Raw genomic sequence first — 13486 nt, 5'->3', positions numbered from 1 at the left:
TGTGAATAGCTATCGCCCGGAATACGCCGACAATGAAAAACCGCCCCGGTGATCCGGAGCGGTTTCGAGAGGCGTTGCAAGTAGGCCGTTACTGGGTCAGGCGGACCATCATGTTGGACGCCTTTTCACCGATGTATTTAAATGCATCGGACAGCTCGTTGGCATTTTCCGCAGCGAAATAATGGTCCGTCGACGTTGCGCAATACTTCAGCAGTGTCTGGCCGCGGGTGGGCGCCATGAACGCGATCGTATAGACCTGAATGCCGGCCTTGCGGGCATCGTCGCAGGATTTCCGGGTCGCAGTATCCGACTGGTCACCCGAGGTGCTGGTGGATTTGTTGTTGTAGTAATTGTTGTCGCCGTCTGTCATGAAGACGATGTATTTGGTCGGGACCTGGCCGTTCTTGTTCTTGTGTGCAGTGTTCTCAGTAGAGGCTGAGACATCCGTATAGGCCTTGGCGAAAGCAGCGCTCGAATCCGTGCTGCCGCTGGCCGGCAGCGCATTGACATAGGTCTGGACGCCGGTCACACCCCAGGCAAGCGCGGTGGGCGTCATCATCTTCGAGCTGTAGGACACGGCACCGGTGCGAACCAGTGATGATGTGGTGTCTGCGTTCTTGAGCTGCGTCAGCAGATTTGCAGTCGCAAGCTTCAGCGCTGCAATCTTTGTCAGGTAATTATCCACGGTGCGAACGCAAGTCTTCTTGCCGCAGGTATAACTTTCCTGCTTGGTCGGGGCGTCCGGGTTGACCGTCGCGGTATTTTCTCCCATCGACCCGGACTGATCGAGCACCAGATACATCGAAAGCGCGTTTTTGGCTTCGGTCGAAGCCTCGGATTTGCTGCGCGAACTGACGGATGCCGTTTTCTGGCCGATGATCTGCGTGAGCGGATTGAGCGCGACATCGAATTTGGTCGAGACGTCGACATAGAAATTCTTGTTGTTGCCGAGCCCGGCAACTTCCTTGATGTCAACCGCCGTATTTGACGCAAACTCCTGGGCTAGTTCTTTTGCCTCTTTGTCCGTTGTTCCGGAAGAATTCCAGTTATACATCTGGGCCTTCAGGTAGTTGGCGGCCAGCAGCTTGGCGTCTGCAATCGAGATGTTCTGGTTGACGAGCGCGGACGAGGCGGCCAGAGCCGCAGAGTCCGTCGCGTCCTGCAGGTGGTTCTTGGCCATGATGAGGTTGGTCGCGTCGATGGCGACGCCACCTGTTGCAAGGATAACCGGCAGCGCAATCGCAGCCATAATACCAAAATTGCCCTTTCGGTCGCTCAACAGTCGCGCGCCGGAAATCCTGATTTTTGGTTGCTTCAACATCATGTTCACCCACGGAATTCATTGCCGATGGGCGTAAATTAGCAGCCGAAACTTTCGACCTCGTTTGCGATTTCGCTCAAATTTTATGCAATAGCCTGCAATACTCGGAAAGTATGGACCCTCGCCGCACTCGCCTGTGCGAAAAGGAGACGGCGCATCCTACCATTCTGGATCAGCCGAGCGGCAGCACGTCGACGGCCTGCTCCGTCTCATGGGATCCGTAGCTTTTCAGCACACCGATGACCGGTGCGACGTCGCTATAGTCACGTCCGTGGCCGACGACGATATGGTCCGCGCCTGCAAAAATATTATTGGTCGGGTCGAGTTCCATCCACCCTTCCGCGCGCCCGCACCAGAAACGGACCCATGCGTGCATCGCATCCGCCCCTTCAAGCCGCTCCTTGCCGGGCGGCGGGATGGTGCGCAGGAAACCGCTGACGTAACCGGCGGGAATGCCGAGGCTTCGCAGCGCCGTGATCATCACGTGGGTAAAGTCCTGGCACACGCCGCGCTTCAGCTTGAAGGCCTCGCGAGGCGGGGTCTCGACCGTCGTCGCCTTCGGGTCATAGGTGAAATCGCGATGGATGCGCTCGCAGATTGCGGTGGCAATCTGGCGGATGGTCATGCCGGGTTTGACGATGGAAAGCGTATATGCGGCGATCAAGGGATCCTCGGGAAGCAGGGGGCTTTGACCGAGAAAGTGGTGGGGGGAGTCCGGTGCGGTCGACCAGATATTGGCGATCTCGGCGGGAAAATCCGAAAGCGGTGGTGAAAAATCGGCGGTAAGTGGCTGGATGTCAAGCTGCACGCGTGCCTGCATGCGGATCACCAGCTTGTCGTGGGCGGATCGAAAGACGATCGAGGTTGCCGGATTGGCAAAGAAATCGACGCTGTCGCTGCGTTCCTCAGGAGCCGGTTTGAAGCTCACGGTTCCCGCCACGAGCCGCTGACGATTGGGCAACGAAAGGGGGAGAACGCGGACGACGTGGCGGCCGCCGGAAGCTGGAACCTCGTAGGTGTACGTGATCGTGAGGTTGATGTCGTAGAGCATGAATGTCCTGGGTGACCTGTGTGCGGCGAACCTATCCGATTCCCTCGACAAGCGGAATCGTGCCGGAAACGTAAGGCTCAGCCGAGATACGTCCGGGCAAGAATATCGGAAAAGCGTTCGAGCTCCTGTTCCAGCTTCTTGTAAACCGTCCCATTCATCCCGTCCGCCGTCATCACGGCAAGCCCCGCATGCAGGCGCATAGCCTCGCGGTAGAAGGACGACATCTGGCCGTTACCGTAGGCATTGGGCAGTTGCTCGACTTCCGTCTTGATCTCGTTCAACTGGTAGAGCACCGAGCGCGGATTGAGCGGATCGAGCGCCAAAAGGTCCGTCACGGTGAGGGACGCAGTGTTGACGTTGTAGCGTCGACGATGGGTCATGACGCTGTCGCCGATTTCGAGCAACATGTCATAGGCTCCGTCCGGCGCGTCTTCGCCTGACATGTGGCCGAGAAGCCGGGTCATGTGCAATCCGCGTTCCAGATAGCGGCCGATCGACAGGAACCGCCAGCCGGTGAAGCGATACATGTTTTCGTGCACGAGACCGGCAAAGCCTGCGAGCTTGCGCAGCAGAACGGTCATCGCGTGGGTCGCGTCATCGCCGACTTCCACCGTTGCCTGGAACTTGCGCGCTGTCTTGGCGAGGTCATTGAGTGCCAGCCAGCCATCGGCAGAGAAGCGGTCGCGAATGTTGCTGGCGCTGAAGAGCGCGCTGTTGATATTGGCGACCAGGCTGTCGGGAACCGCTTGCTTGGTGTCGATGTCGAGGGCCGCGAGATAGGTCGAGATATCCTTGAGCAGCGGCATGCCGCTGTCTGCCGTCTCGGCAAAGCGGCCATTCCAGGCACGCAGGATGCGCAGCGCCCCTTCCGCCCGCTCGATGTAGCGGCCGAGCCAGAAAAGGTTGTCGGCCGCCCGGCTCGGCAAGCTTCCGGGCATGGTGCGGATGAAGTTTTCCTCCGGCGGCAACAGCGTCGTACGTTCTACCGGCTTGTCGCTGACGATCCACACATCGGCAGCCGAACCGCCAGCCTGCATGGCGATGGCGGCCGCATCTGCGCCGCTGCCGATGCGGGCAAAGCCGCCGGGCATGACTTGCCAGCCGTCGCGCGTGCGGGCGACGTAGACGCGCAAGCTCATCGGTCGCGGGGTTAGCCGTCCGTTGATCCAGGCGGGTGTTGTGGAGAGTGTAACGGCTTCCTGGCCGACAAGCTTGGCACCATCGGTCTTCAACCAGTCAGCGACTGAAAGCTTGGCGGTATCGCGCAGCGACGAGCCGAGAACGGATTGGGCGTTGTCGTCGAAGAAAGGCCGCGTCGAATAGGCAGGGCCAATCACCATCTTTTCGATGTTGCCCGCAACGTGATCACGTTCCGGCTGTTGGCCGCACCACCATGTCGCAATGCTTGGGAGGAGCAGATCCTCACCCAGCAACTGCCGGCAGATCACGGGCATGAATGCCAGAAAAGCCCTCGTTTCGAGGATACCCGAACCCAATGCGTTGACGATCGTGACGGAGCCGGCCCGCAGCGCTTCTACAAGACCGGGCGTACCGATGTGGGATCCCTGGTTGAGTTCCAGCGGGTCGGCGAAGGCGGCATCCAGCCGGCGCCAGAGAACGCCGACGGGCTTCAACCCCGCAACGGTGCGAACCATGACGCGATCGTCGAGCACCGTGAGATCCTCACCCTCAAGCAGCATGAAGCCGAGATAACGGGCGATATAGGCGTGTTCGAAATAGGTTTCGTTGGCAAGGCCCGGCGAAAGCACGGCGATCCGGTCGTCCGGATGGCGCTTGCGCGATTGCAGCATGTCGCGGAAAGCGCCGAAAAAGCCGGCGAGACGATGCACATGGGTTTCGGCATAAAGATCGGAAAAGGCGCGTGTGGTTGCCACCCGGTTTTCAAGCGCGAAGCCGGCGCCGGAAGGGGCTTCGGTGCGATCAGAGAGAACCCACCAGTTGCCGTCAGGGCCGCGGCCGATCTCGAAGGAGCAGAAGTGCAGGAAATGACCGTCGGCGGGTTTTACCCCCACCATCGGGCGCAGGAACTCAGGATTTCCCGCGACAAGTGCGGGAGGAACAATACCCTCGGCCACCAGCCGATTGGGGCCGTAGAGATCGGAGGCCAATCGCTCCAGAAGGTCGGCGCGCTGCACCAGTCCTTTGCTGAGAGCCGACCACTCCCGTTCATCGATCATGACGGGCACATGCGACAGGGGCCAGCTACGCTCGGAGTTTTCCTTGCTGCCATAGGCGCGGTAAAAAACCCCTGCATCGCGCAGATAGCGATCGGCGCGGGCGAAACGGTTGGAAAGCTCCGTCTCGTCCATGCGCCCGATATTGGCGAGCAACTGTTGCCAGACCGGCCGCACATTGCCGTTGATATCGACCATTTCATCGGCGATGCCGGGCAGGGCCCTATAGCCGAAAACCGGATCATCTGTGATCCGGTTTTTCTGTGTCGCCGCTTCGATGGTCTGCTTGTTTGCCATTATGCCTATAACCCTGCCGGACGCCTGAGATCGAGCGTCAGGGGAAACTCCTTCGATATGGTCTCCGGGGTGAGGGGATAACCACCGGGGGTGTGCCCCCAGGGCTCGAAACGCGCCAGTCTGCGGGCCTCCGCCTCGTTGCCGTTGACCGGGAACGTGTCGTAACTGCGTCCGCCCGGATGGGCAACATGATAGATGCAGCCGCCGATCGAACGCCTCGACCATGTATCATAAATATCGAATGTAAGCGGTGTGTTAACAGGTAGAACGGGATGCAAACCGGACGCCGGCTGCCAGGCCTTGTAGCGTACGCCAGCAACCGCCGTGGCCGATGCGCCGGTTGCTCTGAGCGGCATTGGCCGGCCGTTGCAAGCGACCGTATAGCGTTCGGGATTGGCGGTTTCGAGTTTGACCTGCAGGCGTTCGACCGAACTGTCGACATAGCGTACCGTGCCGCCGACAGCGCCCTGTTCACCCATGACGTGCCAGGGCTCGAGCGCCTGTCGTAGTTCCAGCTTGGCGCCTTCGTATTCGACCTCGCCGCAGAAGGGGAAACGGAACTCAAGCTGCGCCTCGAACCACTCGGACCTGATGTCGAAGCCATTGCTCCTCAGGTCAGCAAGCACGTCGAGGAAATCCTGCCAGACATAATGCGGCAGCATGAAGCGGTCGTGCAGGGTCGTGCCCCAACGAACGAGGCCGCCATCGGCCGGGTTCTGCCAGAAGCGGGCAATGAGGGCACGCACCAGCAATTGCTGGGCAAGGCTCATGCGGGCATTCGGCGGCATCTCGAAGCCACGGAATTCCACGAGCCCGAGGCGGCCGGTCGGGCCGTCCGGCGAAAACAGCTTGTCGATGCAGATTTCCGAGCGGTGGGTGTTGCCGGTAACGTCGGTCAACAGATTTCGGAACAGGCGGTCCACCATCCACGGCAGGGGCGCCTGCGCCATGCCGGGCAGTGGAACCTGCGCCATCGCGATTTCCATCTCGTAGAGCGTGTCGTGGCGCGCTTCGTCGATGCGGGGCGCCTGGCTGGTCGGGCCGATGAACATGCCGGAGAAAAGGTACGACAGGGACGGGTGGCGCTGCCAGTGCAAAATCAGGCTTTTCAGCAGGTCCGGGCGGCGCAAGAACGGACTGTTGTTGGGATTGTTGCCGCCAACGACGACATGGTTGCCGCCGCCGGTGCCGGTGTGGCGGCCATCGATCATGAACTTGTCGGCGCCCAGGCGCGTGAGCCTCGCTTCCTCGTAGATGGCCGTGGTGATCTCGACGCAGTCCTTCCAGTTGGAGGCGGGGTGGATGTTGACCTCGATGACGCCGGGATCGGGGGCGACGCGCATGACGTTGATGCGTTCGTCCTGTGGCGGCGAATAACCTTCAATATGGATCGGCAGGCCGAGATCGGCCGCAGCCTTTTCGGCGGCGGCGATCAGGTCGAGATAATCCTCGATCCGCTCGACCGGCGGCATGAACACACAGAGCCGGCCATCGCGCGGTTCCACGCTCATGGCGGTGCGCACTGCGCCACGAATGTCGGCATTCGCTGCCTCAAGCACCTGCTCGACGCGTTTCTGGCGCGCTTCCGCAGCGGCCTTTCTTGATGCTTCCGCCAGCGCACGCGCCGGTGCGCCATAGTCGGGTAGGTCGTCGCGCTCGATCGATGGATCGGCCTCATGAATATACGGATATTGCGATGGCGGCACGTAGGGCAGGGTGCCGAGCGGCATGCGGAAGCCGATCGGGCTATCGCCGGGGATCAGGAATATCTTTCCGCGCCGGGTGCGCCATTTCTCGGAAATCCATTTCTGGCCATCGGCCTTCGCATTCCATGCCTGTACCGGCAGAATATAGCCGGTCGGGGTCGTCAGCCCGCGCTCGAACACCTTGGCGATACGGGCGCGTTCTTCCGGGCTTTCCAGTTTGGAATTGGACGGATCGACATTTTCGGGAAGGCTGCCTTCCTTGATGATCCACTCGGCCGGATCCTCGAAGGCGGGGATGACCATATCCTGTTCGATATCGAGTTCCGCGGCGATACCGGCAATCAGGGCCTCCGCCTCCTTGGCGGTCACCTGGGTGTCCTTGCCTTCGGCGGCGATCAGGTCGGGATTGTGCCAGATCGGCTTGCCGTCCTTGCGCCAGTAAAGCGAAAAGGTCCAGCGCGGCAGGCTTTCGCCGGGATACCATTTGCCCTGACCATAGTGGAGAAAGCCGCCGGGCGCGAAACGCTCGCGCAGGCGCCGGATCAGTTCATCGGCCTTTTCGCGTTTTGTTGGCCCGACAGCGTCGGTGTTCCATTCCCCCGATTCGAAATCATCGATGGAGACAAATGTCGGCTCCCCACCCATGGTGAGGCGCACATCGGCGCCGTGCAGAACCCGATCGACATAATCGCCAACCGCATTCAACGCCTCCCAGCTTTCGTCCGAGAACGGCTTGGTGATGCGCGGGTGCTCGGCGACGCGCGAAACCTTCATGTCGAAGGCGAAAGTCGTGTTTGCATCGCCATAGAGGCCGCCAGAGATCGGGGCGGCGTTGCGGAAATGCGGCGTGGCGGCAAGCGGGATGTGGCTTTCGCCGGTGAGCAGGCCAGAGGTCGGATCAAGCCCGATCCAGCCGGCGCCCGGAATATAGACCTCGCACCAGGCATGCAGATCGGTGAAATCGACTTCGGTGCCGGAGGGGCCGTCGAGCGCCTTGAGATCGGGTGCAAGCTGCATGAGGTAGCCGGAGACGAAACGGGCGGCGAGACCCAGATGACGCAGAATCTGGACGAGAAGCCAGCTGGAATCGCGGCAGGAACCGAGCGCCAGTGTCAACGTCTGTTCCGGTGTCTGGACGCCCGGCTCCATGCGGATCACGTAGTTGACCGCCTGCTGCAGCCGCGCGTTCAGGCCAACAATGAAATCCACCGTGCGCTCGGGCGTGCGGTCGATCTGGTCGAGATAGGCCTGCAGCGCCGGCCCGGCCGGCTCAGCCTTCATGTAGATCTTCAGGTCGTCGCGAATTTCTTCCGCATATTCAAAGGGCCAGGTTTCGGCTTCTTCCTCGATGAAGAAATCGAAGGGGTTATACACCGTCATGTCGGCGACGAGATCGACCTCGACCTTCAGTTCCGTCACCGGATCGGGAAAGACATAGCGGGCGAGGTAGTTACCGTACGGGTCCTGCTGCAGCGTCACAAAATGATTGGCGGGGGAAACACGCAGCGAATGGCTGATAACCTTCGTCTTGGAATGGGCGGCCGGTTTGAGCCGGATGATTTGTGGCCCGAGACGGACCGGCTTGTCATACTGATAGTGGGTGAGATGATAGATCGCAGCCTTGATCGCCATGCAGTTCTTTACCCCTCGCGACGGTCTTTGCCGTCATTTCCGCAAGTTTGTGCAATGCGAAGAGAGATTGCAAGGCGGGAATTCCCTCTGCCGTAAATGCGGCGGGAAAGCTGTCGCGGGCAGGACAGGAAAGTTGCCGGGCGGCGGAGGTCTGCCGCCCGGCTGGCTGGTAATGCCTGAGGCGGGGACCTAGCGTTTTGGCGCCAGCAGAGCGAAGCCTGCTCCTTGCGGATCCATGGCCTGGACGATCCAGGCGCCGCCTGGAACTTCCATCGGACCGTTGATAACTTTGCCGCCAGCCTTCGTCAGTCGCTCGATTGCCGCGTCTATCGCATCGACGCCGATGTAGAATGTCCAGAAAGGCGGTGCAGGTACGGTCGCGGGCTTGGTCATCATACCGCCAAACATCGCCTCGCCCTTGCCGAAAATCTGATAGACCCCCATCGACCCCATATCCATCCCTTCACCCTTGTTCCACCCGAACAGGGCTGAATAGAAGGTGAAGTCAGTTTCGAGGTCGCCTGCCATCAGCTCGTTCCAACCGATGAAGCCTGGTGTACCCATGGGGGCGGTGGGCGGCGTGTCGCCCTCAAGGCCGCGGAAAAGCGCAAACACTGCGCCGTGCGGATCACTGACCACTGCAAAGCGACCAACACCCGGAATATCATCCGGCGCACGGTGTACCGTACCGCCATTGGAGGTGACTTCGGCGGCGGAGCCATCGACGTCATGGACGGCGATATAACCAAGCCAGGCTGGCGGAATGTTGGTTTTCGATGCACTTTCGGGCATCGTCATGAGGCCTGCAACCTGTTCGCCGCTCGGTGCGCAAAACAGCGTGTAATCGACCCCCGGCATTCCGGAATCTTTTGCGCTCCAGCCGGTTACTTCAGTGTAGAAAGCCTTCGCAGCTCCAGTGTCAGTCGTCATCAGTTCGTACCAGACGAACGTTCCATGGGCGTCCTGCATTATGATGCTCCTCCATGTTGCGATTACAGGAATGAATAGCGTTGCACGGCGGAAGGCGGCTCCGCCGGTCTCTTTCGGTAAAACAGGCTATTGTCGTTTCGTGACGTTTGTTCGGCGATCAGGCGCAGCAGGACTGCGCCTGGGCCGGCACTTCATATTCATCATGCCGCTTCACGAAGCTCAGGGTAGATGTTTCATTGCGGCCCTTGGGTGCGCGATCGAGAATCATCAACGTCGCGAGGATTTCCTCGCCGCCTCGGCTGTAGTCGGAATAGGTATGATAGATCGTGCCGTTCTCGTCCTTGTAGAAAGCGCTCATGCCGGGCAGTTCGTCATGGGCCTCTTCACTTGGGACTTCGTTGAAATTGTAGAACACCTTGCCGCAATCGAGTTCCTCTTTGGTGAAGGAGACGTGGTAGTCGAAGTTGAAGTCGTTGCCATAGGACGAAACCCAGGGGAAATGCCAACCCATGCGGTTCTTGTAGGCTTCGATCTTTTCGAGGGACGCACGCGATACAACGGCCATCGTTACGTCGTGGTTGTTGAGATGGGGCAGCGTACCGCCGAGATGGTCGGCAAGGAACGAACAGCCGGGGCATCCGGCCTCCCAGTCAGGCCCGAACATAAAGTGATAGATCATCAATTGGCTACGCCCGTCGAAGAGATCCGTCAGTGTCTTCTTGCCCGTCGGCGTATCGAATGTGTAGGTCTTGTCCACCTTCACCCATGGCATGGCCTGGCGTTCGGCGCGGATCTTGTCGCGCAGCCGGGTTTCTTCCTTCTCCTTGGCGAGTAGACTGCGGCGCGCTTCAAGCCACTCCTCCCGCGATACAACTGGATTGCTCAACATCGGTCATTCCTCCTCAGAAATCACGTTTCGTTCCCGTTGACTAAATAGGTTGATATCAACATTATCTTCCCATGTCAAAGCATATCGTGATTCCTTTCGAGGCGACCCTTCATGTTCGCGACACATGCCTGTGTCTCCATGTGCAGCGCGCCGCACGGGCCCTCGGACGCAAGTTCGATGAAGCGTTGCGGTTCCTTGATCTCACCAACGGACAATTTTCCCTGTTGATGTCGCTCAACAGACCCGAGCCGCCGCCGATGGCGCCCGTGGCCCATTTGCTGGCCATGGACCGCACGACGTTGACGGCGGCATTGAAGCCGCTGGAGAAGCGCGGCCTGGTAACGATCATTGTGGATCGCGAAGATCGCCGCCAGCGCCGCATGAAGCTGACGCCGGCAGGTCATGCGCTGTTGTCGCAGGCAATGCCGATCTGGACGAAGACTCATGCCGAGGTCGATGCGGCCCTGGGCGACGGCATTCCAGGCAGGCTCCGCACCGATCTCATGGCCCTGGCCTGAACATTTCCTTTTCATGATTTCGGACACCGGCAGGAGGAGACTGCGCATGCGGATGATTTTTGTGAACCTTCCGATCAAGGATGTGGCGCGATCGAAAGCGTTCTTCAGCGGGCTGGGTTTCAGCTTCAACCCCGAATATTCCGATGAATCGACGCTCTGTATGGTCGTCGAGCAGAACATCTTCGTCATGCTGATGCATGAAGACCGCTTCAAGGGTTTCCTGGCGGGGGAGGTGAGCGACACCGCTAAGGGGACGGAAGTGCTGACCTGCCTCTCGGTTTCAAGCCGCAAGGAGGTGGATGACACGCTCGCCAGGGCGCTCGAACTCGGCGGCAAGTCATGGCTGCCGGTGATGGATTATGGCTTCATGTACGGGTGCAGCTTCCAGGATCCCGACGGCCATGTCTGGGAGCTCTCCTATATGGAGCCTCAGGCGCCGTCCGCCTGATTGAATTCGCGCGCTGCGGTAATGGTGGTTTCTATCGACAACCCTTGAGAAATGGCGAGAATTGAGGATGCATGGGAGGCCCGATGAATCTTGATCCATCGGGCCTTAGGCTGATAGGTTCGTGTCGAACCCGGCTGCAACCCCTGGAGACGCTTGCCTCATGCACCGGCTGAAGCCCTTGCTTGTATTTCTCGTCCTGCTTGTTGCCCCATCCCTGTCCTTGGCAGGCGAGTTGCGAGACGCCACGTTCAAAAGTGCCGCGCTGGATGCCGACCTCAAGGTCAATGTCTATATTCCCGATGGCCGTCCACCGTTGGAGGGTTGGCCGGTGCTTTATCTGTTGCACGGCCACGGCGGAAACCAGAACAGCTGGCGCGACCTCGGTGATATCCGGCCGACGCTCGATCGTATGATCTCCGCCCACACCATCAAGCCGCTCGTCGTCGTCATGCCGGCAGCCAAAAACAGCTGGTACGTCGATTCCGGTCTTGCCGGCGGACCCGGCGACTACGAGACGGCCATAACCACCGATCTACGCAAGCAGATCGAGGCGAGCCTGCCCGTGCGCAAGGACCGAGATGGCCGCGCGATCGCAGGCCTTTCCATGGGCGGTTACGGGGCGCTTCGTCTCGCTTATAGTCATCCGGATCTTTACGATTCCGTTGCCAGTCTTTCCGGGGCAATCTGGCACAATATCCCAGAGTCACAATTCGCCACGACGCCGGCGGACCTGAAGCTCATCCACGACACCATGTTCTTCCACAAGGTCAACCCGGAGACCATTCTCGCAGGCATCGTCCTGCCATCGACAGGGGATCATTTCTCGGGGTCGTTCGGGACGCCGTTCAACGCGCATATCTTCAATGACGAGAACATCTTCACCATCGTTGCCCGTCGGGTGGAGAAGGGTGGATCACTGCCGCCGACCTATCTCACCTGTGGCGACGACGATGGTTTCCGTCTTTGGCGCGGCGCCATTGCGCTTTACGACATGCTGCAGGCCAACGGCCGCACGGCTGAGCTGCGCATCACCGATGGCGATCATGTCTGGAAGTTGTGGCGCACGCAGATTGTCGATGTACTGAAATTTATCGACAAACAATGGGCAACGGGCGAGATTGTGGCGAAACAGTGACGCCAATTTGCTGTATAACAGTTTTATGACACTAATATAATTGGTTTTTCAATTGGAAAAGCCATAAGCAACCCGTTCATTGTCGGTTCATCCACGCGCCCTACCCTTTAAACGGTTAAAAATTGCCGATGGGATGGCGCGATGAAACGCTATGAAATCATGGATGGCATGCGAGGTTACTTCCTCGTCTTCATGCTGATCAACCATCTCGTCTTTGCCGGCGGGTACTGGTTGCTGTTCGTCAATCACAACCAGCTCGCCTTTGTCGAGGATGCGCAGGGCTTCGTGTTCCTGTCCGGCCTGCTTGTCGGCATGGTCTATAGCCGCAAGATGATCAAGGACGGTTATTTCGCGGGCAGCGAGCGCGTGACCGCCCGTGCGTTCGAGCTTTACAAATATGCAATGGGCATCGTGATTGCGGTTCTTGCCGTCGCGCTGGTTTTGCCGCATGCGCCGCAGGCTTGGTCCAACTGGCTTGGCTCGACGAATTTCGATGATCCGCTGCGCCTCGCCGCGGTTGCGACGTTCCTGTTCCAGCCCACCTTCATGGATATCCTGCCGCAATATGTCGTCTACATGCTGTTTGCGCCGCCGGTGATCTGGCTCTGCCTGAAAGGCCGCTGGGCAGAGGTCATGGCCGTATCCTTGCTGCTGTGGCTCGCCGGCCAGCTTGGCCTGCAGCGCCTTGTCACCGATCCTGTCAACAACTGGATCATGGGACCGGACAAGCAAGGCATCCGTGTCAGTTTCAACCTGCTCGGCTGGCAGATCGTATTCTTCTCCGGCCTCGTGCTCGGCGTGCTGACATCATCCAAGGCGATCGACTGGGCAAGGGTTTTCGATCCGCAAAAGACGTTCTTCCCAAAGATTGCGGCGGGCCTTCTCCTGTTCTTCCTGCCGCTGCGTATCCTGACTGCCCACGATCTGATGCCGGAAACCGTACTCTCCAAGTTTGCAACCATGGAAGTGCGTGCCGATTTCGGCCTTGTCTATCTCGTGAGCTTCCCGGCCGCGGCCTTTCTTGTGACCTGGCTTATCGTTGCCGGTCCTAAGCATGGTCATGTTGCCGTCCAGAAGATTGCAGCTGCCCTGCGCTGGGTCTTTACCCTCAGCTTCCTGCGGCTTCTTGGACGCCATTCGCTGCATGTCTATGTCTGGCATGTCGCGATCGTTTACGGCGTCTATTACGTCGATCAGCAGACACCGATGTTCAGCCAACTTGAAAAGACACTGATCGCGCTCTTTGCCGTGGCAACGCTTGCCCTTCCGGCCCTGTGGCGCGAGCGGGACAACTGGATCAACAAGCCGCCGCAGAAGGCGACACTGCCTGCTGGCGGCAATTGACGCTAGGACCAATCGGCAAT

The 13486-nt window shown here is 59.5% G+C and carries 10 protein-coding genes; 4 read left to right on the top strand and 6 right to left on the bottom strand.

The genetic code is table 11. The features are described from left to right. Positions 1–88: 88 nt before the first annotated feature. From QO002_RS19825 to QO002_RS19800, 6 genes are all read right to left on the bottom strand, one after another. Positions 89–1321 carry a vWA domain-containing protein gene (locus tag QO002_RS19825; protein ID WP_307232796.1) on the bottom strand — a complete coding sequence of 411 codons (1233 nt, stop codon included), beginning with the start codon at positions 1319–1321 and terminating at the stop codon, positions 89–91. Between the two features lie 172 nt (positions 1322–1493). After that, entirely contained in the window at positions 1494–2372 is an 879-nt protein-coding gene (locus QO002_RS19820) for a transglutaminase family protein (RefSeq protein ID WP_307232794.1), read from the bottom strand. A gap of 77 nt (positions 2373–2449) precedes the next feature. Then, positions 2450–4864, bottom strand: a complete 2415-nt coding sequence (locus QO002_RS19815; protein WP_307232792.1) for a circularly permuted type 2 ATP-grasp protein — start codon at positions 4862–4864, stop codon at positions 2450–2452. 5 nt (positions 4865–4869) lie between these two features. After that, positions 4870–8202, bottom strand: a complete 3333-nt coding sequence (locus QO002_RS19810; RefSeq protein WP_307232789.1) for a transglutaminase family protein — start codon at positions 8200–8202, stop codon at positions 4870–4872. Between the two features lie 189 nt (positions 8203–8391). Further along, positions 8392–9171, bottom strand: a complete 780-nt coding sequence (locus tag QO002_RS19805; protein ID WP_307232787.1) for a VOC family protein — start codon at positions 9169–9171, stop codon at positions 8392–8394. 118 nt (positions 9172–9289) lie between these two features. Then, on the bottom strand, positions 9290–10021 hold the full coding sequence (locus QO002_RS19800) for a DUF899 domain-containing protein (protein WP_307232784.1): 732 nt from the start codon (positions 10019–10021) through the stop codon (positions 9290–9292). A gap of 71 nt (positions 10022–10092) precedes the next feature. Here QO002_RS19800 and QO002_RS19795 point away from each other — a divergent pair, with 71 nt between their 5' ends. The 4 genes from QO002_RS19795 (at position 10093) to QO002_RS19780 (ending at position 13466) form a co-directional block, all read left to right on the top strand. Beyond that, the gene (locus tag QO002_RS19795) at positions 10093–10539 is read left to right on the top strand and encodes a MarR family winged helix-turn-helix transcriptional regulator (RefSeq protein ID WP_307232782.1); all 447 of its coding nucleotides are present in this window, start codon (positions 10093–10095) and stop codon (positions 10537–10539) included. A gap of 46 nt (positions 10540–10585) precedes the next feature. After that, entirely contained in the window at positions 10586–10987 is a 402-nt protein-coding gene (locus tag QO002_RS19790; RefSeq protein ID WP_307232780.1) for a VOC family protein, read from the top strand. A gap of 160 nt (positions 10988–11147) precedes the next feature. Next, positions 11148–12122 carry an alpha/beta hydrolase gene (locus QO002_RS19785; protein WP_307232778.1) on the top strand — a complete coding sequence of 325 codons (975 nt, stop codon included), beginning with the start codon at positions 11148–11150 and terminating at the stop codon, positions 12120–12122. A gap of 141 nt (positions 12123–12263) precedes the next feature. Then, complete coding sequence (locus tag QO002_RS19780; RefSeq protein ID WP_307232776.1) at positions 12264–13466, top strand: OpgC family protein; 1203 nt, start codon at positions 12264–12266, stop codon at positions 13464–13466. Positions 13467–13486: the final 20 nt, after the last annotated feature.

Source organism: Pararhizobium capsulatum DSM 1112, from assembly GCF_030814475.1.
Taxonomy (GTDB): domain Bacteria; phylum Pseudomonadota; class Alphaproteobacteria; order Rhizobiales; family Rhizobiaceae; genus Pararhizobium; species Pararhizobium capsulatum.
This window is presented reverse-complemented; position numbering and strand designations above follow the sequence as displayed.

Bases quoted from the DNA above. Each gene is read 5' to 3' on its own strand.
- QO002_RS19825 (WP_307232796.1), bottom strand. From the start codon at position 1,321: ATGTTGAAGCAACCAAAAATCAGGATTTCCGGCGCGCGACTGTTGAGC.
- QO002_RS19820 (WP_307232794.1), bottom strand. From the start codon at position 2,372: ATGCTCTACGACATCAACCTCACGATCACGTACACCTACGAGGTTCCA.
- QO002_RS19815 (WP_307232792.1), bottom strand. From the start codon at position 4,864: ATGGCAAACAAGCAGACCATCGAAGCGGCGACACAGAAAAACCGGATC.
- QO002_RS19810 (WP_307232789.1), bottom strand. From the start codon at position 8,202: ATGGCGATCAAGGCTGCGATCTATCATCTCACCCACTATCAGTATGAC.
- QO002_RS19805 (WP_307232787.1), bottom strand. From the start codon at position 9,171: ATGCAGGACGCCCATGGAACGTTCGTCTGGTACGAACTGATGACGACT.
- QO002_RS19800 (WP_307232784.1), bottom strand. From the start codon at position 10,021: ATGTTGAGCAATCCAGTTGTATCGCGGGAGGAGTGGCTTGAAGCGCGC.
- QO002_RS19795 (WP_307232782.1), top strand. From the start codon at position 10,093: ATGTCAAAGCATATCGTGATTCCTTTCGAGGCGACCCTTCATGTTCGC.
- QO002_RS19790 (WP_307232780.1), top strand. From the start codon at position 10,586: ATGCGGATGATTTTTGTGAACCTTCCGATCAAGGATGTGGCGCGATCG.
- QO002_RS19785 (WP_307232778.1), top strand. From the start codon at position 11,148: ATGCACCGGCTGAAGCCCTTGCTTGTATTTCTCGTCCTGCTTGTTGCC.
- QO002_RS19780 (WP_307232776.1), top strand. From the start codon at position 12,264: ATGAAACGCTATGAAATCATGGATGGCATGCGAGGTTACTTCCTCGTC.